Source organism: Billgrantia lactosivorans, assembly GCF_003254665.1.
Taxonomy (GTDB): Bacteria; Pseudomonadota; Gammaproteobacteria; order Pseudomonadales; family Halomonadaceae; genus Halomonas; species Halomonas lactosivorans.
Genome location: NZ_QHGY01000001.1, coordinates 591,768 through 611,830 on the forward strand (window position 1 = coordinate 591,768; position 20,063 = coordinate 611,830).

Annotated in this window: 24 protein-coding genes; 10 read left to right on the forward strand and 14 right to left on the reverse strand. The window is 67.6% G+C overall.

The genetic code is table 11. The features are described from left to right. Nucleotides 1–92: 92 nt before the first annotated feature. The 9 genes from DIS04_RS02625 to DIS04_RS02665 form a co-directional block, all read right to left on the reverse strand. Nucleotides 93–1,139, reverse strand: coding sequence for an Lnb N-terminal periplasmic domain-containing protein (locus DIS04_RS02625; protein WP_111412159.1), 1,047 nt, complete (start codon nucleotides 1,137–1,139; stop codon nucleotides 93–95). Between the two features lie 92 nt (nucleotides 1,140–1,231). Next, nucleotides 1,232–2,200, reverse strand: coding sequence for a branched-chain amino acid transaminase (locus DIS04_RS02630; protein WP_111412160.1), 969 nt, complete (start codon nucleotides 2,198–2,200; stop codon nucleotides 1,232–1,234). 15 nt (nucleotides 2,201–2,215) lie between these two features. Further along, nucleotides 2,216–3,334 (reverse strand): class II histone deacetylase, encoded by a 1,119-nt coding sequence (locus DIS04_RS02635; RefSeq protein ID WP_111412161.1) that lies wholly within the window; start codon nucleotides 3,332–3,334, stop codon nucleotides 2,216–2,218. After that, on the reverse strand, nucleotides 3,331–4,272 hold the full coding sequence (lhpI, locus tag DIS04_RS02640; protein ID WP_111412162.1) for a bifunctional Delta(1)-pyrroline-2-carboxylate/Delta(1)-piperideine-2-carboxylate reductase: 942 nt from the start codon (nucleotides 4,270–4,272) through the stop codon (nucleotides 3,331–3,333). Before lhpI ends, DIS04_RS02635 begins: the two co-directional genes overlap by 4 nt. A 2-nt stretch (nucleotides 4,273–4,274) precedes the next feature. Next, entirely contained in the window at nucleotides 4,275–4,631 is a 357-nt protein-coding gene (locus DIS04_RS02645) for a RidA family protein (RefSeq protein ID WP_111412163.1), read from the reverse strand. 60 nt (nucleotides 4,632–4,691) lie between these two features. Beyond that, entirely contained in the window at nucleotides 4,692–5,726 is a 1,035-nt protein-coding gene (locus DIS04_RS02650; RefSeq protein WP_111412164.1) for a histone deacetylase family protein, read from the reverse strand. Nucleotides 5,727–5,813: 87 nt separating this feature from the next. Next, entirely contained in the window at nucleotides 5,814–6,665 is an 852-nt protein-coding gene (locus DIS04_RS02655) for a helix-turn-helix domain-containing protein (protein WP_111412165.1), read from the reverse strand. An 82-nt stretch (nucleotides 6,666–6,747) separates the two neighbouring features. After that, nucleotides 6,748–7,035, reverse strand: a complete 288-nt coding sequence (locus tag DIS04_RS02660; protein ID WP_111412166.1) for a hypothetical protein — start codon at nucleotides 7,033–7,035, stop codon at nucleotides 6,748–6,750. Nucleotides 7,036–7,141: 106 nt separating this feature from the next. Further along, nucleotides 7,142–7,321, reverse strand: coding sequence for a hypothetical protein (locus DIS04_RS02665; protein WP_111412167.1), 180 nt, complete (start codon nucleotides 7,319–7,321; stop codon nucleotides 7,142–7,144). A 166-nt stretch (nucleotides 7,322–7,487) separates the two neighbouring features. On the opposite strand from DIS04_RS02665, the gene DIS04_RS02670 reads away from it, so the two are divergent. Then, nucleotides 7,488–8,696, forward strand: coding sequence for an MFS transporter (locus tag DIS04_RS02670; RefSeq protein WP_111412747.1), 1,209 nt, complete (start codon nucleotides 7,488–7,490; stop codon nucleotides 8,694–8,696). Continuing rightward, nucleotides 8,693–8,818 (forward strand): hypothetical protein, encoded by a 126-nt coding sequence (locus DIS04_RS20815; protein WP_281270151.1) that lies wholly within the window; start codon nucleotides 8,693–8,695, stop codon nucleotides 8,816–8,818. The genes DIS04_RS02670 and DIS04_RS20815 overlap by 4 nt, the downstream gene beginning before the upstream one ends. 32 nt (nucleotides 8,819–8,850) lie before the next feature. Here DIS04_RS20815 and DIS04_RS02675 read toward each other — a convergent pair whose 3' ends face one another. Further along, the gene (locus DIS04_RS02675; protein WP_111412168.1) at nucleotides 8,851–9,828 is read right to left on the reverse strand and encodes a LysR substrate-binding domain-containing protein; all 978 of its coding nucleotides are present in this window, start codon (nucleotides 9,826–9,828) and stop codon (nucleotides 8,851–8,853) included. Between the two features lie 125 nt (nucleotides 9,829–9,953). Between DIS04_RS02675 and DIS04_RS02680 the strand changes: the two genes are divergently transcribed. The 5 genes from DIS04_RS02680 (at nucleotide 9,954) to DIS04_RS02700 (ending at nucleotide 13,848) form a co-directional block, all read left to right on the forward strand. Then, the gene (locus DIS04_RS02680) at nucleotides 9,954–10,823 is read left to right on the forward strand and encodes a pirin family protein (protein ID WP_111412169.1); all 870 of its coding nucleotides are present in this window, start codon (nucleotides 9,954–9,956) and stop codon (nucleotides 10,821–10,823) included. Nucleotides 10,824–10,896: 73 nt separating this feature from the next. Next, nucleotides 10,897–11,517 (forward strand): isochorismate family cysteine hydrolase YcaC, encoded by a 621-nt coding sequence (gene ycaC, locus DIS04_RS02685; protein WP_111412170.1) that lies wholly within the window; start codon nucleotides 10,897–10,899, stop codon nucleotides 11,515–11,517. A 66-nt stretch (nucleotides 11,518–11,583) separates the two neighbouring features. Continuing rightward, nucleotides 11,584–12,159: an antibiotic biosynthesis monooxygenase gene (locus DIS04_RS02690; protein WP_111412171.1), complete on the forward strand. Its 576-nt coding sequence runs from the start codon at nucleotides 11,584–11,586 to the stop codon at nucleotides 12,157–12,159. A gap of 98 nt (nucleotides 12,160–12,257) precedes the next feature. Then, a complete protein-coding gene (locus tag DIS04_RS02695; protein ID WP_111412172.1) occupies nucleotides 12,258–13,199 on the forward strand; it encodes a pirin family protein in 942 nt (313 codons plus the stop codon). 40 nt (nucleotides 13,200–13,239) lie between these two features. After that, nucleotides 13,240–13,848, forward strand: a complete 609-nt coding sequence (locus tag DIS04_RS02700) for an NADPH-dependent FMN reductase (protein WP_111412173.1) — start codon at nucleotides 13,240–13,242, stop codon at nucleotides 13,846–13,848. Nucleotides 13,849–13,933: 85 nt separating this feature from the next. On the opposite strand, the gene DIS04_RS20370 is transcribed toward DIS04_RS02700, so the two are convergent. Beyond that, the gene (locus tag DIS04_RS20370) at nucleotides 13,934–14,107 is read right to left on the reverse strand and encodes a hypothetical protein (RefSeq protein WP_162623005.1); all 174 of its coding nucleotides are present in this window, start codon (nucleotides 14,105–14,107) and stop codon (nucleotides 13,934–13,936) included. A 178-nt stretch (nucleotides 14,108–14,285) separates the two neighbouring features. Between DIS04_RS20370 and DIS04_RS02705 the strand changes: the two genes are divergently transcribed. Beyond that, on the forward strand, nucleotides 14,286–15,371 hold the full coding sequence (locus DIS04_RS02705) for a patatin-like phospholipase family protein (RefSeq protein WP_111412174.1): 1,086 nt from the start codon (nucleotides 14,286–14,288) through the stop codon (nucleotides 15,369–15,371). A 126-nt stretch (nucleotides 15,372–15,497) separates the two neighbouring features. Here DIS04_RS02705 and corA read toward each other — a convergent pair whose 3' ends face one another. Then, nucleotides 15,498–16,583: a magnesium/cobalt transporter CorA gene (gene corA / locus DIS04_RS02710; protein ID WP_111412175.1), complete on the reverse strand. Its 1,086-nt coding sequence runs from the start codon at nucleotides 16,581–16,583 to the stop codon at nucleotides 15,498–15,500. Nucleotides 16,584–16,746: 163 nt separating this feature from the next. Here corA and DIS04_RS02715 point away from each other — a divergent pair, with 163 nt between their 5' ends. Next, the gene (locus DIS04_RS02715; protein ID WP_111412176.1) at nucleotides 16,747–18,207 is read left to right on the forward strand and encodes a sodium/glutamate symporter; all 1,461 of its coding nucleotides are present in this window, start codon (nucleotides 16,747–16,749) and stop codon (nucleotides 18,205–18,207) included. A 53-nt stretch (nucleotides 18,208–18,260) separates the two neighbouring features. Beyond that, nucleotides 18,261–18,668, forward strand: a complete 408-nt coding sequence (locus tag DIS04_RS02720; protein ID WP_111412177.1) for a VOC family protein — start codon at nucleotides 18,261–18,263, stop codon at nucleotides 18,666–18,668. A gap of 48 nt (nucleotides 18,669–18,716) precedes the next feature. Here DIS04_RS02720 and DIS04_RS02725 read toward each other — a convergent pair whose 3' ends face one another. Next, a complete protein-coding gene (locus DIS04_RS02725) occupies nucleotides 18,717–19,586 on the reverse strand; it encodes a shikimate dehydrogenase (protein ID WP_111412178.1) in 870 nt (289 codons plus the stop codon). Continuing rightward, a complete protein-coding gene (gene aroQ / locus DIS04_RS02730; RefSeq protein ID WP_111412179.1) occupies nucleotides 19,583–20,032 on the reverse strand; it encodes a type II 3-dehydroquinate dehydratase in 450 nt (149 codons plus the stop codon). The genes DIS04_RS02725 and aroQ overlap by 4 nt, the downstream gene beginning before the upstream one ends. Nucleotides 20,033–20,063 lie beyond the last annotated feature (31 nt).

The following is a 20,063-nucleotide window of genomic DNA, read 5'->3' on the forward strand; positions in this document are numbered from 1 at the left end:
TCGAGCTGCGACACGGATGCGACCGGGCAGGAAGCCGGTGCAGGAAAGTCGGCATGAGGGATCATGCCCAGGGAGACATGCGCCACGTGGCCTCAGGCCCGTGGCGCTCTTTGTTGCGCGCCACACTCCGGCTCCCCTTGTCCTGCCAGGGACTCCCAGCCCGGTACCCCCTGGCGGATGCGCTGGGAAAAGTCGGGGGCGCGATGCACTTGGCGCGCCCGCGGGTCGATGCGCCCGCGCTCTTCCAGCTCGGGCAGCGTGTGCCCGGGCCACAGGCCACCGACCTTGAAGGCGTAGCCCGGCAGCCTGTCGGTCACCAGCAGGCGGTAGTCGAGCGGCAGGCGCGCCCCGATGCCCCGCGCCATGGCGAAGATCAGCGTGGTGCAGTTGGCGGTGACGGTGTTGTAGAAGCGCGGCGCCCTGGCCAGCGCATTGGCCTCCTCGACATAGGCCAGCAGCAGTGAACGCATGGCGCCCTGCGGCATGCGCAGGCGGAACAGCGAGACCCGCTCGCCGCGCACCTTGGCGCGCAGACCTATCGCATCGCGTTCGTCGGCGGCCACGATGGCCAGTTCGTATTGGCGGAAGAAGCCGCCTATCTCCGAGAAGCGCTCGCCCCTGAGGCGACGAACCTCCACCGAGAACACCACGAAGGTCTCGCCCTCGAAGCCGAACGAGACCATCACGTGGGCGACGCCCGGCCGCCCCCAACTGGAGACGATCATGTCGACCGAGTCGAGGCGCTCCAGGTCGTAGCTGCGTGCCTCCCAGCAAATGGCGGCGTCGTCGCGGGTTCGCCAGTCGAAGTCGCGCACGTGGTGCAGCGTCAGGCGGTTGTCCCGCACCTCGCCGGTGGCGAGGTAGGCGACGTCGTCCGACCAGGGGCGATCATGGGCCGGCTGCAGCCGAAAACACCAGTTGAACAGCGCCATCAGCAGCAGCAGCTGGACCAGGTTCGCCAGCCACTGCCCGCGCAAGCCCAGCGCCAGCAGCGCCAGGGCCAGCGCCGTCCAGCACGTCACGGCCAGCCGTCGACGTCTTCGCGAGCCGGGCAGGCGGAACCACAGCGCGGCAGCGCCCCACAGCATGACCACGGCCAGCACGACACTGACCAGAAAGCCTGCGATTGCCTGAGTCATTGCACCCCACTATTCTCGACGTGGGGCCATATTAGCAGCCTCGATATGGCGATGCGCGTCTCGCAGCAGGAAGGCGGGCTAGGACAATCGGCTTAGACCGGGGTCAGCCAGGGGCGGAAGCCAGCCAGGTCGTCTTCCAGTTGCGCTCGGGTGAGCCGGCGATAGAGCCGCTGCAGCCGGGCCGTCACCGAGTCCTCGGCGATCGGCTGCCCGGGGCGCGGCGCACCGGCACGCGCACCGATGTGGCGCCCGTCGAGTTCGCGCAGCGGCAGGATCTCCGCGGCGGTGCCGGTGACGAAGGCTTCGTCGGCGGTATAGAGCTCGTCGCGGGTGATGCGTCGCTCGCGCACCTCGATGCCCAGCACGTCACGCGCCAGGCGGATCACGCTGTCGCGGGTGATGCCCTGCAGGCAGGAGGTGATCTCGGGGGTGTGCAGTACGCCATCGCGCAGCAGGAAGACATTGGCCGCGGAGGCTTCGGCCACGTAGCCCTCGGGGTCGAGCATGATCGCCTCGTCGAAGCCCGCCTTGACCGCCGTGTTCAGCGCCAGCATGGAGTTGACGTAGTGGCCGTTGGTCTTGGCCCGGCACAGGCTGATGTTGACGTGGTGGCGCGCCCACGAGGAGGTCAGCGCGCGCAGGCCGAGCGAGGCGGCCTCGGCGGAGATATAGTCGCCCAGGTCCCAGGACGCGATCATCACATGCACCGTCAGTCCCTTGGCGCGCAGGCCGAGCCCCTCGGCGCCGAAGAAGATCGTCGGCTTGAGGTAGGCGTTGCCCAGCGCGTTGCGCTCCAAGCTCTGGCGCTGCGCCTCGATCAGCGCCTCCTCGCCGTGGGCAACCGGCATGTCCAGCGCGTGGGCGCTGTCGAGCAACCGCCGGGTGTGCTCGGCGACGCGGAACAGGTGCGTGCCGCGCTCGCCGGCGTAGGCCCGCACGCCCTCGAAGCAGCCCATGCCGTAGTGCAGGGTATGGGTCAGCAGGTGCGTCTGGGCCTCGCGCCAAGCCAGCCACTCACCGTCCAGCCAGATCCAGCCATCTCTATCGTAGAGCGGTGTCATGTCGTCCTCGTCGGTTCACAGCAGTGCCATACGCCGCCATTCGTCGCACCAGCCGTCGATCAGGGCCCGCTGGTGGGGCTGCAGCGACTGGTAGGCCCAGGCGGCGATCTCGTCGTTCTGCGGGTCCGGCACCGCGGTGCGGCTGCCCGCCAGGGCCTGGATCACCGCATGCCCGCACAGCGGCACGTAGCCTTCGGAGTAGCCGCCCTCGTGGATCATCACCAGCTTGCCGTCGCTGATGCGCTCGGCCAGGGCCTTGAGCTGCTGGGTCATGGCGGCGAAGGCGGCGCTGTTGAGCATCATCTTGCCCAGCGGATCCTTGCCGCAGGCGTCATAGCCGCACGCCACCACGATCAGGTCGGGGGCGAAGCCACCGATGGCGGGCAGCACCAGCTCCTGCATGGCGTAGCGATAGGCCCCGATACCGCACCCGGGCGGCAGCGGCAGGTTGAGGTTGGCGCCATGCCCCGCCCCCTCGCCCAGCTCCTCGAAGTCGCCGCTGTCCAGCGGGTAGTTGCCGGCCTGGTGGATCGACACGGTGAGCACGTCGGGATCGTCATAGAAGGCGGCCTGCTGGCCATTGCCGTGGTGCACGTCCCAGTCGAGGATCGCCACTCGCCTCGCCTGCCCCAGCGCCCGCGCGCGCATCACCGCCACCGGAACGTTGCCGAACAGGCAGAACCCGCGACCTCGATCGGCTTCGGCATGGTGTCCCGGCGGGCGGCACAGGGCGTAGGCATTGGCCAGTTCGCCCGTCGCCACCGCCTCCACGGCGGCGATCGCCAGGCCCGCCGACTGCCGCGCCGCGGCCAGGCTGCCCGGGGTGTAGGGGGCGCACTCGCCGGCGTCGCCGCCGCGCGTCATGTCGCCGGCCTCGAGTTCGTCGAGGTAGCGGCCGGTATGAAACCGCGCCAGATCCTCGCGACTGGCCGGCGTCGCCTTGCGCACCTCGAGCTCGTCGATCAGGCCCGACACCTCGAGCAGGTTCTTCAGCCGACGCTTGCTCTCGGGGCTTTCCGAGGCAGGCTGCGGCTGCAGGAACTCCCCCGGTGCCGAGAACACGCCGATGGCGCCGGGGTCGTGCCAGAAACAGCGCTCGTGCCAGAAGAACCCCGTCCTGCGACTCTCCCTCATGAGCGCTTCTCCAACTGCTCCCAGACTTCGATGGCGGCGCCCAGGTCCTCCAGCGAGGCGCCGACCGACTTGAACACGGTGATCGCCTCGGCGCTGCTGCGCCCGGGCTTGTCGCCGCGCAGCAGTTCCGCCAGTTCGGCGGCGATGGCGTCGAAGGCGAAGGCGCCCTCGTCGATGGCCTGGAGGATGTCACCCGCCTCGCCGCGAGCACCGGCATAGGTATCGACGAATACCTCGCCGCGCCGCAGGCACTCGGCGTCGGTCTCGCGCATGGTCGGCCGGAACGCGCCGATCAGGTCCAGATGGGTGCCCGGCATCAGCCACTCGCCGTGAATCAGCGGCTCGGCGGAGAGCGTCACGCAGCTGATCAGGTCGGCCTCGCGGGCCGCCGCCTCGAGATCCTCGACCGCCGCACAGTCGAAGCGATCGGCATACTCGGCGGCTACCTGGCGGGCCTTCTCCGGGTGGCGGCCCCAGACGCGCACCCGCCTGATCGGCCGCACGGCGGCGTGGGCCTCGATCACCATCGGCGCCAGCTTGCCGGTGCCCACCACCAGCAGCGATGCCGCATCCTCCCGGGCCAGCTCGCGAGCGGCCAGCGCCGAGGCCGCCGCGGTGCGGCGCCGGGTCAGCTCGCTACCGTCGAGACAGGCCAGCGGGCGGCCATGGGCGCCCTCGCTGAGCAGGTAGACGCCGGCGATGGCCGGCAGGCCGTGATCGGCATTCTGCGGGAAGACGTTGACCATCTTCACGCCGATGTAGCCGGCCCGCTCCCAGGCCGGCATCAGCAGCAGGGTGGCCTCGCCATCGGGCCGCTGCATGGCGTGGTGGTGGCGCGGCGGCGATTCCACGCCCTCGCGAAAGGTCCGCGCCAGGCGCTCCACCAGCGCCGGCCAGGGCAGCGCCGCGGCCACTTCCTCGGCGGTGACGATGCGCATGGTCAGGCCTCCGGCAGGGCCGCGACCACCATGATCTCGACCTTCCACTCGGGCCTGGCCAGCTTGGCCTCGAGGGCGGCACGCACCGGCGGGCGCCCCGGCACCACCCAGGCCTCCCAGGCCTCGTTCATCTGGCCGAACTCCGCCATGTCGGTGACCCAGACCTGGGCCGACAGCAGGTGCTGCTTGGAGGTACCGGCCTGGGCCAGCAGCTCGTCGATACGCGAAAGCACCTGCTCGGTCTGGCCGCGCATGTCGGCGCGAGTGTCGCTCGGCACCTGGCCGGCCAGGTAGACCGTGGCGTTGTGTATGGCGACCTGGCTCATGCGGGCGTTGCTGTCCTGGTACTCGATCGTCATGCCTGGGACTCCTCGTCGTGTTGTCGTGGTGTTGCGGCGATGATGGGGTGGGGCCGCCGTTCAGGCATCGCTGAAGCCTTCCATGAAGGCAGCCAGGTTGTGCCCCAGGTGCTCGGTCGGATAGCCGCCCTCCTGCACCAGCACGGTGGGCAAGCCCAACCGACGCAACTGGCGGCCGACCGCGATGAAATCCTCGGTCTCCAGCGTCATGCCCGCCAGCGGGTCGTCACGATGGGCGTCGAGCCCCAGGGCGACGATCATCGCCTCGGGACGAAAGGCCTGCATGCGTTCCAGCAGCGTTTCCAGCGCGTCGAGGAAGACGGCACCGTCGCTGCCCAAGGGAAGCGGCAGGTTGACGTTGGCACCCAGCCCCTCGCCCATGCCCTCCTCGTTGGCGCCGCCCCAGAAGAACGGATAGAAGTCGGCGGGATCGACATGCAGCGACCCCGTCCAGACGTCACCCCGGTAGTAGAAGATGTCCTGGGTGCCGTTGCCGTGGTGCAGGTCGACGTCGACGATCGCGACCCGTGAGAACTGCTCGCGCAGCACCGTCGCCGCCAACGCCGAGTTGTTGAGAAAGCAGAAGCCGCCCGCCCGATCCGGCCCGGCGTGATGACCGGGCGGACGGCACAGCGCGTAGGTGGTGCCGTGGCCGCCGAGCAGCGCCTCCGCCGCGGCCTCGGCCGTGGCCGCACTGGCCAGGATGCCGCGGAAGCTGTCGGCGCCCATGGGGCACGCCATGTCGTGCATGTGCCAGCCCGCCTGCCCTACCGGATGGCGCGGATAGTGGTGCCCGCCGCCGCATGGATGAATGTTGGGCATCACCAGTTCGGCGGCACCCGGCAGCTCACGCCAGCGGGAATGAATCGTCTCGAGAAAACTCAGGTAGCGCGGCGTGTGGATCTGCGCCAGGCGGCTGCGCAGGCGCGGGGTGTCGACGTCCTCCGGCGCGTGCAGCGTCAAACCCGCCGCGGCCAATCCCCTGGCCAGCAGCTCGGCCCGCACCGGGCCCTCCGGGGAAGACGTGAGCTGGCCACGCACCAGGAAGCTGGCAGGCGCATGGTGCTCCTGGTCGGGGTGGTAGAAGAGCTTCATCACGGGTCCTTGGCGAAGCGATGTTGATGGCCGCACACACGCCCGCTCGCGGCACACGGGCGGACCACGGACAAGGCGGTGCTACTGTCAGATTAGAACGCGTGCGCCGACGGTGCTTGCCCGGAAGTCATCAAGGCTTGCCCCAGGCTCGGGAAATGCCTCGGCCTCACGCCGCTCGGCGGAGGGGGTGGCGGCGAAGTGACGCCGATAGGCGCGGCTGAAGCTACCCTGGTCGCGAAAGCCGACCAGGGCCGCGATCTGTCCCAGGCTCAGGCCGCTGCGCAGCACCAGCGTGCGGGCATGGCCCAGCCGCCGCCGCTGGACATGCGCCAGCGGCGTGATGCCGGTGAGTTCACGAAACAGGGCGTGGAAATGCCCGGGACTGAGGGCGCAGAGAGCCGCCAGCCGCTCGACCCGGATCTCGTCGGCCAGATGCCGGTCGATCCAGTCGTCGAGGCGCTCGAGATCGATGCGCGCCGCGGGCCGCCTGGCTGGCGCAGAGCGGGAGACCCGGCCGGGCGCGTCCTCCCGGAAGTGCAGGTAGAGCGCTCGCAGCAGCAGCGCGGCGATTTCGCTGTGCAGTGCGGGAAAATGCTCCAGCTGCGCCATCAGCGTGGCGGCGAGCCGGTGGAGACGTTGCGGCACGTGAAAGAAGCGCGGCCGCTCGAACAGCCGCTTGAGCCCCTCGCCATCGCGCATGGCCCCCAGCGCGGCCAGGGGAACGTCGAGCACGAAGGTGCGGTTGCATCCGTCGCCTTCGTACTCGTGATGGGAAGCGCAGGGAATCAGGCAGCCGCGCGCCTCGTGGACGCGGCCACCCAGCCCCTCGACGTCGAGCTCGGTGGTGCCGCAGGTCGCCAGGATCAGCTGATGGTGCGCATGGTCATGGGAGACGTGCTCGTGCCCCAGGTTGCAGGTGCGCAAGTCGAGTAGAGACATGACGGCTTCTTGATGCCTGCTCGGCCAGGAAAGCTACTACCCTACCCTGCCGAGCGGCTTCGCGAAACCGGCGTGCCTGCGATCAGCAGCGGCCCTTCATGGCCTGCCCAGGCGGGCAGAACCCCCCGCGGGGACGGTAGCGATCGCGATAACGGCGACCGTCATGACGATGACCGTCGTAGTAGTAGCGGCGCTCGACATGGCGATCCCGGTGGCGATGACGATACTTGTCACCGTGGTAGTGGCCATGGGAGCCATCGACCACCACCAGAGGCTCGGGCGTGATGCGCGCCGGCGAATAGCTGCAGCCGGCCAGCAACAGCATGAGGGGCACGAAGGCCAGGGTGAGCAAGCGCAGGGACGTTTTCATGGCATTTACCTCTCAGGGCAAGAGCTCCAGACGCCCCCCTTCGGTTCCCGTTCGGAGTCTTTATGGATACACCTGTCAGTCTAGCGCGCCTTGGCAGGTGGCGTTCTCAGCAGCGGCCCTTCTTCGCCTGCCCCGGGGGGCAGAAGCCACCGCCATGATGCCCGCCGCGGTCATCGTCGATGACGATCAGCGGTTCGGACTTGATACGTGCCGGCTGGTAGCTGCATCCAGCCACCAGCAAGGCGGCCAGGACCAGGATGAAAGGAAACAACAGACGCCGTGACATGACGTATCTCCAGGTTGACGAACAGTGTTCATGATAGCGAATTACGGCGTATTTACACATGTGGCGAAGCGGCAACAAGCCAGTCGCCAGAGTGCGACATTGCCAGTCCGGGAAGAAAGCGCGATAGTGCTGTCTCGTTAGTCTGCAAACGGGAATGCTCGCCATCATGGACGCTCTTCGCCGCCACTCGTTGCTGCTGATCCTGCTCGGCAGCCTGGTCATCTCGCTGGCCATGGGGCTGCGTCATGGTTTCGGCCTGTTCCTCGAGCCGATGAGCAGCGAGCTGGGCTGGGGGCGCGAGGTCTTCGCCTTCGCCCTGGCGCTGCAGAACCTCATCTGGGGCTTCGCCCAGCCCTTCACCGGGGCGCTGGCGGACCGCTACGGCGCCGCCCGGGTGGTCGCGGTCGGCGGCGTCCTCTATGCCCTGGGCCTGCTGTTCATGGGCCTTTCGGAATCGGCGCTGGGCATGTCGCTCGCGGCGGGGCTGCTGATCGGCCTGGGTCTTTCGGGCACCACGTTCTCGGTCATTCTCGGCGCCGTGGGGCGCGCCGTGGCCCCCGAGAAACGCAGCATGGCCATGGGCATCGTCAGCGCGGCGGGGTCGTTCGGCCAGTTCGCCATGCTGCCGGGCACCCTGGGTCTGCTCGGCTGGCTCGGCTGGTCGGCGGCCCTGCTGGCCATGGGCGCCCTGGCCGCCATGATGGTGCCGCTCGGCGCCATGCTGAAGGACCGCCCCTCGGCGCGCCAGGCCACGGATCTCTCGCTGCGCGCGGCGCTGGACGAGGCCGCCGGGCATCGCGGCTTCTGGCTGCTGTGCCTGGGCTTCTTCGTCTGCGGCTTCCAGGTAGTGTTCATCGGCGTGCACCTTCCCGGCTACCTGTTCGACAACGGCCTGGCCGTCAAGGTGGGCAGCACCACGCTGGCCCTGGTCGGCCTGTTCAACATCTTCGGCACCTACACCGCCGGATGGCTGGGCGGGCTCTACTCCAAGCCGCGCCTGCTAAGCTGGCTCTATCTCGCTCGTGGCGCGGTGATCATGGCGTTCGTCTTCCTGCCGCTGAGCCCCGCCAGCGCCTACCTGTTCGGCATCGCCATCGGCCTGCTGTGGCTCTCCACGGTACCCCTGACCAACGGCATCGTGGCCGCGGTGTTCGGCGTGCGCCATCTCTCCATGCTCGGCGGCATCGTCTTCCTGTTCCACCAGGTCGGCTCGTTCACCGGCGTGTGGCTGGGCGGCCTGCTCTACGACCTGCATGGCGATTACGACGTGGTCTGGAAGCTCGCCATCCTGCTCTCGGTGGTCGCGGCGCTGCTGCATTGGTTCATCAGCGAGGCCCCGATCAAGCGCTCCGTCCCCGCTCGGGCTCAGGCATGAACCGGGCCCGACGGGTGAAACTCGCGGCGCTGCTGGCCCTCGGCGGCGCCCTGGCGCTGGTGTGGTGGGGCTGGCACGCGGTCGACGCCTCGCTGCTGCTGCTCGGCACTCGCTTGTGTTGAGACAGGCGGCCCGTCGTCGGTCAGGCAGGAGGTCAGTTGCGTGGCTGGGTGGCCGTTGCCTCCCGCGCCTCGTGCTCCCCGTGCCACAATGCCCAGGCGGTTTGGCTGGTGAAATCGATCTCGTCGATATTCCCGGCCAGGAAGTCGAGCAACGCACGCACGGCCGGCAGCACGCCGCGACGCGAGGGAAAGACGGCATGCAGGATGCCGCCGCGCGGCTCCCAGCCAGGCAGCACGTCGACGAGTCGCCCCGCCTTCAAGTCTTGTCCTGCCACCAGCAGTGCCAGCTTGACCACGCCCAGGCCCGCAAGCGCAGCCTGATGCAGCGTCTCGGCATTGTCCGTGACCAGCCGTGGTTGGTGGCGAATCCGGGCGCTCGCGCCCTCCGGTCCGTCGAGTACCCAGTGGTGCTGCCGGTCGACCTGATCGAAGTCCAGGCTGGGCAGACCCGCCAAATCCCCCGGCGCCCGCGGCAGCGGGCGCTGCGCGAGTAGCGCTGGCGAGGCCACCAGGCGCTGGGGGCTGCGCGACAGCACCTTCATCGAAAGATCGCTATCCTCGAGCGGCGGGAAGCGCACCCGGATGGCCATGTCGAATCCCTCCTTGATCACGTCCACCCGGCGGCTGGTGGCTTCCACCTGCACCTCCACGTCGGGGCACTGCGCCATGAAACGCACCAGCAGCGGCGTGATGAGGTAGTGCAGCAGGCTCGGCGGGCAACTCAGGCGCACCGTCCCCCGCGGCTGCTGCAGATTGGTCTTGATCAGCGCCTCGGCCGCTTCGGCCTCGACCAGCATCGCCACGCAGTGGCGGTAGTACGCCTGGCCCAGTTCGGTAACCGACAGCTGACGGGTCGAGCGATGGATCAGCCGGGTTCCCAGGCGCTCCTCCAGTTGCGCGATGCGCCGGCTCAGCTTCGACTTGGGAATGCCCAGGGCACGGCCGGCCGGAGCGAAGCCCCCGTGATCCACCACCTGGACGAAGTAGTAGAGGTCGTTGAGATCCTGCATGGCATGCCGCCCTTGTCGTTCTGCTGATGGAACGGTGAGTGTGAATTATACCCTCTACTGACCATTGCGTTCCTCTCATAAGCTTCCTGTATCGGCATAATCCCAATCCATGCAGGAGCCAGACCATGAAGAGAATCCAAGGCATCTATGGCGCCCCTCGCGGTCACTGGGTCGGCGACGGTTTCCCCGTGCGCTCGCTGTTCAGCTATGACCGCCTTGGCGCCGATCACCTCAGCCCGTTTCTACTGCTCGACCATGCCGGCCCCCATGACTTCGCGCCGGCGAGCCGCCCCCGCGGCGTGGGTGCCCACCCGCATCGCGGCTTCGAGACCGTGACCCTGGTCTATCGCGGCGAGCTGGAGCATCGCGACTCCACCGGCAGCGGCGGGCGCATCGGCGAGGGCGACGTGCAGTGGATGACCGCGGGGGCCGGCATCGTGCACGAGGAGTTCCACTCGCAGGCCTTTACCGAACGGGGCGGCACGCTGGAAATGGTCCAGCTGTGGGTCAACCTGCCGGCCCGACACAAGTCGACGCCGGCGGCCTACCAGACCCTGCTCGACGCCGACATCCCGCGGGTGACACTGCCTCGGCGAGCCGGTGAGCTCAGGGTGATCGCCGGTGAATACCAGGGGCATGCGGGGCCGGCCCATACCTTCACCCCGATCGAGGTGTGGGATCTGCGCCTGGAATCGGGCGCGGAGACGACCCTGCGGGTGCCCGAGGGGCACACCACGCTGCTGGTGGTGCTGGAGGGAACGATACAGGTCAACGGCGAGGCCGTGGTACGTGATGCCGGCCTGGTGTGCTTCGAGCGCCAGGGCGACGGGATACGCCTGGAGGCCAACAACGATGCCAGGCTGCTGCTGCTCGCCGGGGACCCCCTGGGCGAGCCGGTGGCGGGCTACGGCCCCTTCGTGATGAACAGCGAAGCCGAGATACATCAGGCTTTCGCCGATTTACAGGCCGGCAAGTTCGGCCGCCTGGCGGGCTAGCGGCTACGCCGCGCCCAACCGCGCCCGGCTGCCCCTGACCGGGCGTTTTCACTCACCCTGGAGGAAAGACACCATGTCCTTTACCTACCACCGTCTCGACAAGAACGACGTGGCCCTGCTGATGGTCGATCATCAAGCCGGCCTGCTCTCGCTGGTGCGCGACTTCAGCCCCGACGACTTCAAGAACAACGTGCTGGCCCTGGCCGACATCGCCAAGTTCTTCGAGATCCCCACCCTTCTCACCACCAGCTTCGAGAACGGCCCCAACGGGCCCATGGTGCCGGAACTGAAGGAGATGTTCCCCGACGCGCCCTACTTCGCCCGCCCCGGGCAGATCAACGCCTGGGACAACGAGGAGTTCGTCGCGGCGGTCAAGGCCACCGGCAAGAGGCAGCTGCTGATCGCCGGCGTGGTCACCGAGGTGTGCGTCGCCTTCCCCGCCCTCTCGGCGCTGGAGGAAGGCTTCGAGGTGTTCGTGGTCACCGACGCCTCCGGCACCTTCAACCCGACCACCCGGGACGCCGCCTGGGAGCGCATGTCGCAAGCCGGCGCCCAGCTGATGACCTGGTTCGGCGTCGGCTGCGAACTGCACCGCGACTGGCGCAACGACATCGAGGGCTTCGGCGGCCTGCTGGCCGGCCACCTGCCGGCCTACGCCAACCTGATCCAGAGCTACACCGCCCAGAAGGGCTGATGGGTACGGGCCCGGCGGATGCCGGGCTCCGCCCCACCGGCCATCCAATCGCCATGGAGGCTTTCCATGTCCGTCTCCGACCCCGCCCCCTCGGCCCACTGCGAAGGGGCTACCATCCAGATCCACCACCGGGTCAGGCCCGAGGCCGTGGATCGCTACGAGACCTGGCTGCGCCAGATCATCATGACCGCCGGGCGCTTTCCCGGCCATCAGGGGGTGCACATCCTGCGCCCGCCGGCAGGCCACCACGACTACGAGATCGCCGTACGCTTCGCCAGCGATGACGACGCCCGGCGCTGGCGGGAATCCTCGGAGCGGCGCGAACTGATGACCGGCATCCAGCCCGACCTGCAGCAGGCCGAGCGAGTGGAGATCGTCAGCGGCATCGACTACTGGTTCACCCCGCCCACCCCCACCAGCCCGCAACCGACCCGCTGGAAGCAGTGGCTGGTGACCTCGGCGGTGATCTGGCCCCTGACCATGATCGTGCCGCTGCTGTGGCAACCGCTCTTCGACCTGCTGCCGCTGCTGCATACCTGGGGCGTCCGCCATGGCCTGGTGGCAGTCACCATCGTCGGCCTGGTGGTCTACGTCATCATGCCGCGGGTGGTGAGGCGGGTGGCACCCTGGCTGTTCCGCTGAGCCTTCGCCGGCTCGGCTCCATATCGGCAGGCAGCGAAGCAAGCGCCTATGCTGTAACCAACTTGCCAGGCTGCCCTGGCCTCATCGAGACCCCCGTCATGAGCAACCTCGTCAACGAAGCGGAGCTTTCCTCCTCCCTCGACTGCCCCATTGTCGACGGCAGGCGGCAGGTGCAGCACATCGCGCCGCGCACCGCCGACGTCGGCGGCATTCCGGTCAACCGGGTACTGCCTTCGCGCCAGCGCCGTCTGGTCGGCGCCTGGTGCTTCCTCGACCATGCCGGCCCGGCGGTGTTCAAGGGCGACTCACGCGGCCTGCGCGTCGGCCCCCACCCGCATATCGGCCTGCAGACCTTCACCTGGATGATCGAGGGGCAGGTGCTGCATCGCGACAGCCTGGGCAACGAGCAGGTGATCCGCCCCGGCCAGGTCAATCTGATGACCGCCGGCCGAGGTATCAGCCATACCGAGGAGTCGGTACCCGGCGAGTCGCACCTGCATGCCGCCCAGCTGTGGATCGCGCTGCCCGAAGCTCACCGTCGCACCGACCCACGCTTCGACCACTACCCGACGCTGCCGCAGTGGCACGAAGGGGACGTCGAGATGACCCTGCTGACCGGGGAATTCGGCGGCCATCGCGCACCGACACTGGCCTTTTCGCCGCTGGTAGGCCTGGACCTGATGGCCGCTTCGGACGGCACGCTGGTGCTTCCGCTACGCGAGGATTTCGAGTACGGCCTGCTGCCGCTGGAAGGCGAAGTCGCCATCGAAGGCGAACGCTTCACTGCCAACGAGCTGGCCTATCTGGGCCGTGGGCGCCGCCAGGCCTCCCTCGAGCTGCCGGCGGGCGGGCGCGCGATCCTGGTCGGCGGCGAACCGCTGGGCGAGGAGATCCTGATCTGGTGGAACTTCGTCGGTCACAGCAAGGCCGAGATCATCGAGGCCCAGCGCGACTGGGAAGCCGGCAGCGAACGCTTCGGCAACATTCCCCAGTTCGACGGCAAACGCCTGGAGCCGCCGCCTCTGCCCTGGCAGGCCTGAAAGTGGGCAACCGAACCCCTGAAGAGAGAGACACTCATCCATGACAACCTATACGCCACCGCGCATCCTGGTGTTCGCCGGCAGTGCCCGGGAGGGTTCCTTCAACAAGCGTCTCGCCCGCCTGGCCGCCGAGCGACTCGATCGGCTGGGCGGCGAGGCGACCTTCATCGACCTGCGCGACTATCCGCTTCCTCTCTACGATGGCGACCTGGAAACCCGTGAGGGGCTGCCAGCCAGCGCCCGCAGCCTGCAGGCGCTGCTCGCCGAACATCAGGGCCTGCTGCTGGCCTCGCCGGAGTACAACGGATTCATCACGCCGCTGATGAAGAACACCCTCGACTGGCTGTCGCGTTCGGATGGCGATCGCAGCGGCCTGGCACTGTTCGCCGACAAGCTGGCCGCCGTGGTGTCCGCCTCGCCGGGGGCGCTGGGCGGCATGCGCAGCCTCGCCCTGATCCGCCAACTGCTCGGCAACCTCGGGGTGACCGTGCTGCCCAACCCACTGGCCGTTCCCCGCGCCGCCCAGGCCTTCGGCGAGGGCGGCGAATTGGCGGACGAGAGTCAGCAGCAGCGGCTCGACGCACTGTGCCAACGGCTGGTGGCGACACTCGCCAAGCTGCAGGCCGGCGATCCGGCGGTGGGCTCATGAAGTACGCGGCTGCGTCAGCGTCTGGTCCACACCGGGAAGGGGCCGATGCCGTGATGGGTGCCTTGCTCTGCGTAACCCGCTCTCCTCACAGATAGAACCTGGGGAGCGTGCGGGCGGGACGGGCCTGCGACCGGCGCTTGCGGCGTCTCGGCAGGGCGCTGTCCCAGATGGTCAGGTAGCGGCCGTTGGCGCCGGGCTCGTCGTGGCGGGCGCGCGAGGTGGAGACGTCCCAGATGGTAGAGAAACGCAGTGTCGTCATGGCTTCGTCACGGTTCCTGTCGAACCGCCTCCGTTAAATTTGTGGAAGGATTTTTCATATTCTCCTACGACTTAGACTTTAGTACAAGCCCTGCGTCCTTTCGTTCACGCCCCCATGCAAGACAGGCGGACCAGGGCGTCCTACACTGCAGCGCAATATCGACGACACCGGAGTTGGCATGCCCAAGGACGCACGCAAGCACATCGACCTCGCCCTGCAGGGCGGCGGCTCCCACGGCGCACTGACCTGGGGCGTACTCGATCGGCTGCTGGAAGAGGAACGCCTGAAGATCGACGGCGTCAGCGGCACCAGCGCGGGGGCAATGAACGCCGTGGTGCTGGCAGACGGCCTGCAGCGCGGGGGCCGCGAGGGGGCACGCGAGCGGCTCCAGGCGTTCTGGCGCGGGGTCAGCGATGCGGCGCGCTTCTCGCCCATTCAGCCGGCGCCCTGGGACTGGTCGAGCGGCAGCCTCGATCACTCCCCCGGCTACCTGGCGTTCGAAGGCCTCACCCAGCTCGTCGCCCCCGCCAAGCTCAACCCGCTGAAGATCAACCCCCTGCGCGACCTGATCTGCGAGCTGGTCGATTTCGAGCGGGTCAACGCCTGCCGCCGGGCCAAGATCTACGTCACCGCCACCAACGTCCGCACCGGGCGAGCCAAGGTGTTCCGCCAGCCCGAAATCTCGGTGGATACGGTGATGGCATCGGCCTGCCTGCCGTTCATGTTCCCGGCGGTGGAGATCGACGGCGAGGCCTACTGGGACGGCGGCTACAGCGGCAACCCGGCGCTGTTTCCGCTGGTGGACGACATGGATTGCCAGGACCTGGTGGTCGTGCAGGTCAATCCGCTGGTACGCCAAGGCCTCCCCGACAGCGCCCGTGACATCGTCAATCGCATCAACGAAATCACCTTCAACAGCAGCCTGATCAAGGAGCTGCGCAGCATCCAGCTGCTGCAGCAGCTGATCGATGCCGAGGACCTCGACGTCGAGCGCTACCGTTCCATGCGCCTGCACCTGATCCACGCCGAGCAGGAGGTCGAGGAGCTCTCCGCTTCGAGCAAGTTCAACGCCCAGTGGGATTTCGTCTCGCGGCTCCACCGCCAAGGGCGCGGCTGGGCCGAGCTCTGGCTCGAGGAGCACTTCGATGCCATCGGCAGGCACTCCACCTTCGACCTCAACGCCGTGTTCGGCGAGAGCCTGCGCCCGATCGCCGGCGCCGAGGCTCGCCGCGCCTCCAAGGCGCAGGGGGACGGCGAGGCGTGAGCGTCAGGCAGGAACGGCGGGCACGCTGTCTCGTCGCTTGCCGTTGCGCCGGGCTAACACCCGCTGCCGATCAGCATGCCCAGGGTGGACGAGGGCTCATGCATGTCGCTACTTCCCGTATGGCGCCTAGAACCAGCGCTTGCGCTTGAACCACACCACCATGCCGATGGCGACGACGGCCATCAGCGTCCATACCCCAGGATAGCCCCAGTACCAGCCGAGCTCGGGCATGGCGAAGGGGCTGGTGGGGTGGGAGAAGTTCATGCCGTAGATGCCGACGATGAATGTCAGCGGCATGAAGATGGTGGCGATGATGGTCAGGGTACGCATGCTCTCGTTGAGCCGGTTGCTCATGCTGGAGAGATAGACGTCGAGCATGCTCGCCGTCATGTCGCGATAGCTCTCCACCAGGTCCATCACCTGCACGGTGTGGTCGTAGACATCGCGCATCCACATGCGTGTGTCCGGCGTGAACAGATCATCGTGGTCGCGCAGCAGCTGATTGATCACCTCCCGGGTGGGCCACAGGTAGCGGCGCAGCATGATCAGCTCCCGCTTCAGCCCATGCAGGCGCTCCAGCGTCGAGCTGTCGGGATGGTTGAGGATCTCCATCTCGAGCTCCTCGATGCGCTCGCCCACGCCGTCCAGCACCGGAAAGGCGTGGTCCACGGCGGCATCGAGCAGGCCGTAGAGCAGGTCGTCCGGTTCCCCCAGGGCGCGACCACCGCGCTCCTTGAGCCGCCGACGCACCTCGACGAAGGGGTCGAGCATCTCGGCTATCACGCTGGCGACGATGTTGCCGCCCATGAACAGGGTCAGCTGGAAGAGATGCAGGCTACCTTCGTCGTCAACCTCGGGTATGCCGAGGGTGACCACCAGCGCCCCCTCGAAGCGCTCGACCTTGGGCCGCTGGCCACCGTTGAGGATGTCCTCCTGGGCCAGCGGGTGCAGCCCCACCCGCTCGCCGAGCAGTTCTAGCTCCTCCGCTGTAGGCATGCCCTGCACGTGCAGCCAGCACAGCGGCCCCTCCTCCGAAGCGCAGGGAATCGCCTCGGGCACGATCTCCTCCACCTCGCCCCAGCGGCCGGCATCGCGTCGCGCCAGCAGGAACGTCGCCGGCCCCTGCAGGGCAGCCTGCTCGAGCGAAAGGTTACGCAGGGTACCGGGCGCCGTGCCGGCCGGATGATAGTGTTTCTGGAACAGTCGGGTCATGGAATGGCTTCCTGGGCATGAACGACCAGGCCCCATACTGGCATGCCCGGCGCCTGCCGCGCATCCGGCGCTCGCTCACGACATGCTTGCGGCTGGGTCGCAGCGTCTACGCTGAGACAAGTTGCCCGAGTGGCACCCAGACATTCCAAGGAAGGAGCCGGCCATGTCGTTTTCCGTAGGCGAGCTTTTCGTCGCCCTGATGTTCATCTCACTGGCATTGCTGGCAAGCCATGTCATCCTATCCCACTCCGCCGCACTGCAGCGGCTGTTCTTGCCCAGTTCCGTGATCGGCGGCCTGCTGCTGCTGCTGCTGGGTCCGGAGGTACTGGGTCGCGCCGTGTCCCTGCCCATCGAGGAGCCCGCGGGGCTGTTCCCGGAATTCGTCTACGAGAGCTGGGGCGCGCTGCCCGGCCTGTTGATCAACGTGGTGTTCGCGGCGCTGTTCATCGGCCGCCCCATTCCCGGGCTGCGTACCATCTGGCTGCGTGCCGGTCCGCAGGTGGTGGTCGGCCAGACCATGGCCTGGGGCCAGTATGTGGTCGGGCTGACGCTGGCCCTGCTGGTGCTGGCGCCGGTGTTCGGCATGAACCCCATGGCCGGGGCCCTGATCGAGATCGGCTTCGAAGGCGGCCACGGCACGGCGGCGGGCATGGCGGGCACCTTCGAGGACCTCGGCTTCGAGGAAGGCGCCGACCTGGCCCTGGGCCTGGCCACCGTGGGCATCGTCTCGGGGGTGTTGATCGGAACGCTGATGATCAACATTGCGGCCCGGCGAGGGGTCATCCAGCTCGACAAGCCGCGCAAGACACCAGACGCCCGGGACGAAGCCCCGGCCATGCCCCTCGTTGAAGAGAATGCGCGGCCTCCCACCGAAGAGTACAGCGAGTTCAAGAAGGATCTGGCCCAGGAGGAGGAAACGGCCGACCCCCTGAGCCTGCACATCGGCCTGGTGGGCATCGCCATCGTCATTGGCTGGCTGGTCCTCAGCGCGTTGCAGTGGATCGAGCGACAGACCTGGGCGCGGGACGGCGGTCTGGAGGTACTCGCCCACGTCCCGCTGTTCCCCATCGCCATGATCGGCGGCGTGATCGTGCAACTCATCGTGACCCGCTTCGGACTCGAACCCCATGTCTCGAGCCGCACCATGGCGCGCATCGCCGGTACCGCACTGGACTTCACCATCGTCGCGGCACTGGCCACGCTGTCGCTCACTACCCTGGGCGAGTATTTCCTGCCCTTCCTGCTGCTGGCCGCGGCCGGTATCGGCTGGTGCCTGTTCGTGCTGATCGTGATCGCGCCGCGTGTCATCCCCGAGAACTGGTTCGAACGCGGCATCGGCGACTTCGGCCAGTCCATGGGGGTCACCGTCACCGGCCTGCTGCTGATGCGCATGGCCGACCCCAAGAACCGTTCCGGGGCCTTCGAGAGCTTCGGCTACAAGCAGCTGATGTTCGAGCCGGTGGTCGGCGGCGGGCTGTTCACCGCCGCCTCGCTGCCGCTCATCGCCCAGTTCGGCCCGCTCACGATTCTCGGCATGACACTAGCGTTCACCGTGGCCTGGCTGGCCTTCGGCCTGCTCTACTTCGGCCGCCTGGTGCCGGAGCGCGGGCGCGGCAGGTGGTGAAGGATGCCTCGGTGGCCCATAGTATCGAGGAACGACCGTGAACCGGGAACGCCATGCTGCCCATCCAGGGAATCGACCATCTGGTGCTTCGCATCCGCGACACCGAACTCATGCTCGCCTTCTATCGCGATGTATTGGGCTGCACAGTGGAGAAGCATCAGGAAGAGATCGGCCTGATCCAACTGCGCGCCGGACGCAGCCTGATCGACCTGGTGCCCGTGGCAGGCCCGCTGGGACAGCGTGGCGGCGCCGCCCCGGGCCGCGAGGGACGCAACCTCGACCACTTCTGCCTGCGCCTGGAGCCCTTCGACGAGGCGGCGATTCGCCGACACCTCGCCGCTCACGACATCGAGGCCGGCGAACTCGTGCAACGCTACGGCGCCGAGGGTTCGGGCCCCTCGCTCTACCTCGAAGACCCCGAAGGCAACACCGTCGAACTCAAGGGGCCGCCCGACGCTTGAAGCCCCATGCATCGCGAAACCGCATGGGCACCTCTCGGGGTATCGCGGTCAGTCTCCCACTGCGGCGAGCCGCTGGAAGTGCGCCATCATGCGATCGGCATCGGCGGGCCGTCCGCTGATCAGCTCGAAGGCCTTGACAGCCTGGAACACTGCCATGTTGGTGCCGTCCATGGTGGTGCAGCCCAACGCCTTGGCCTTGCGCAGCAGCTCGGTTTCCCTTGGAAAGTAGATGATATCGGCGACCCAGAGCTCAGAGCGAAGCAGCGATTCGGGAACCGGCATGCCAGGCAGCTTGTCCATGCCCACTGGGGTGGTATTGACCAGGCCATCGGCGGCAGCTATTTCTCCCGCCAGGTCACTGCCAAGTTGGGCGCGCCCCGTGCCGAAGCGCCCCTTCAGAGTTTCGACCAGCTTCCCTGCCCTGCTGGCATCGGTATCGAATACCACGAGTGTTTCGACGCCCTGCTCCAGCAGGGCATTGGCCACGGCGGCACCGGCGCCGCCGGCCCCCATTTGCACTACTCGCCGGCGTGATTGTTGGCTCAGGTTGCGTCGGAAGGCTTCGCCGAAGCCGGTGCAGTCGGTGTTGTGGCCAACCAGCCTTCCCCCACGAATCACTACGGTGTTCACCGCGCCGATGGCACTGGCTTCGTCGGAGAGCTCATCGAGGTGGGGAATAATCGACTGCTTGCAAGGAAAGGTAATGTTGAGGCCGTCGAAAGCCGTCAGGCGAACGGCCTGCAGCAGCTCCGGCAGCGCTTCGGCGCCGAATCCCAGGCTGTCCAGGTCGATCAGCTTGTAGACATAGGCGAGCCCTTGGCTGCGCCCCTCTTCCATGTGCAGCTCGGGGGTTTTGGACCGCTGGATGCTGGCGCCGATCAAGCCCACCAGCACTGAATGATCGTTGACGGCACTCATCGAGCCCCGCCTCCCAGTCGCTGTGCGAAACCATCGATTGCCAACGCGTAGCCGTGGGTGCCCAGCCCGCAGATCACTCCAACGGCGACGTCGGAGACATAGGAGCGGTGGCGAAAGGCTTCGCGCTGATGCACGTTGGAGATGTGCACCTCGATGACCGGTAGCTCAGAGGCCAGAATGGCGTCTCGGATCGCCACCGAGGTATGGGTCCAGGCCGCCGGGTTGAGCACCACGCCAGCCACCTTGCCGCGGGCTTGGTGGAGCCAGCCGATCAGCTCTCCTTCGTGATTGGTCTGGCGGAAATCGATGGCCAGGCCATAAACTTCGCCTCGACGCAAGCAGATAGACTCCACATCGGCTAGCGTCTCGTGACCATAGAGGTCTGGCTGACGGGTGCCGAGCATATTGAGATTGGGGCCGTTGAGGACCAGAAGGGTGGCGGTCATGGGGCTCTCCAGTTAGCAGTAGCCATAGAGG

Bases quoted from the DNA above. Each gene is read 5' to 3' on its own strand.
- DIS04_RS02665 (WP_111412167.1), bottom strand. From the start codon at position 7,321: ATGTCACGGCGTCTGTTGTTTCCTTTCATCCTGGTCCTGGCCGCCTTG.
- ycaC (WP_111412170.1), top strand. From the start codon at position 10,897: ATGTCCTTTACCTACCACCGTCTCGACAAGAACGACGTGGCCCTGCTG.
- DIS04_RS20370 (WP_162623005.1), bottom strand. From the start codon at position 14,107: ATGACGACACTGCGTTTCTCTACCATCTGGGACGTCTCCACCTCGCGC.
- DIS04_RS02670 (WP_111412747.1), top strand. From the start codon at position 7,488: ATGGACGCTCTTCGCCGCCACTCGTTGCTGCTGATCCTGCTCGGCAGC.
- DIS04_RS02700 (WP_111412173.1), top strand. From the start codon at position 13,240: ATGACAACCTATACGCCACCGCGCATCCTGGTGTTCGCCGGCAGTGCC.
- corA (WP_111412175.1), bottom strand. From the start codon at position 16,583: ATGACCCGACTGTTCCAGAAACACTATCATCCGGCCGGCACGGCGCCC.
- DIS04_RS02690 (WP_111412171.1), top strand. From the start codon at position 11,584: ATGTCCGTCTCCGACCCCGCCCCCTCGGCCCACTGCGAAGGGGCTACC.
- DIS04_RS02675 (WP_111412168.1), bottom strand. From the start codon at position 9,828: ATGCAGGATCTCAACGACCTCTACTACTTCGTCCAGGTGGTGGATCAC.
- DIS04_RS02720 (WP_111412177.1), top strand. From the start codon at position 18,261: ATGCTGCCCATCCAGGGAATCGACCATCTGGTGCTTCGCATCCGCGAC.
- DIS04_RS02625 (WP_111412159.1), bottom strand. From the start codon at position 1,139: ATGACTCAGGCAATCGCAGGCTTTCTGGTCAGTGTCGTGCTGGCCGTG.
- DIS04_RS02650 (WP_111412164.1), bottom strand. From the start codon at position 5,726: ATGAAGCTCTTCTACCACCCCGACCAGGAGCACCATGCGCCTGCCAGC.
- aroQ (WP_111412179.1), bottom strand. From the start codon at position 20,032: ATGACCGCCACCCTTCTGGTCCTCAACGGCCCCAATCTCAATATGCTC.
- DIS04_RS20815 (WP_281270151.1), top strand. From the start codon at position 8,693: ATGAACCGGGCCCGACGGGTGAAACTCGCGGCGCTGCTGGCCCTCGGC.
- DIS04_RS02725 (WP_111412178.1), bottom strand. From the start codon at position 19,586: ATGAGTGCCGTCAACGATCATTCAGTGCTGGTGGGCTTGATCGGCGCC.
- DIS04_RS02655 (WP_111412165.1), bottom strand. From the start codon at position 6,665: ATGTCTCTACTCGACTTGCGCACCTGCAACCTGGGGCACGAGCACGTC.
- DIS04_RS02630 (WP_111412160.1), bottom strand. From the start codon at position 2,200: ATGACACCGCTCTACGATAGAGATGGCTGGATCTGGCTGGACGGTGAG.
- DIS04_RS02660 (WP_111412166.1), bottom strand. From the start codon at position 7,035: ATGAAAACGTCCCTGCGCTTGCTCACCCTGGCCTTCGTGCCCCTCATG.
- DIS04_RS02715 (WP_111412176.1), top strand. From the start codon at position 16,747: ATGTCGTTTTCCGTAGGCGAGCTTTTCGTCGCCCTGATGTTCATCTCA.
- DIS04_RS02645 (WP_111412163.1), bottom strand. From the start codon at position 4,631: ATGACGATCGAGTACCAGGACAGCAACGCCCGCATGAGCCAGGTCGCC.
- DIS04_RS02695 (WP_111412172.1), top strand. From the start codon at position 12,258: ATGAGCAACCTCGTCAACGAAGCGGAGCTTTCCTCCTCCCTCGACTGC.
- DIS04_RS02635 (WP_111412161.1), bottom strand. From the start codon at position 3,334: ATGAGGGAGAGTCGCAGGACGGGGTTCTTCTGGCACGAGCGCTGTTTC.
- DIS04_RS02680 (WP_111412169.1), top strand. From the start codon at position 9,954: ATGAAGAGAATCCAAGGCATCTATGGCGCCCCTCGCGGTCACTGGGTC.
- lhpI (WP_111412162.1), bottom strand. From the start codon at position 4,272: ATGCGCATCGTCACCGCCGAGGAAGTGGCCGCGGCGCTGCCCTGGCCG.
- DIS04_RS02705 (WP_111412174.1), top strand. From the start codon at position 14,286: ATGCCCAAGGACGCACGCAAGCACATCGACCTCGCCCTGCAGGGCGGC.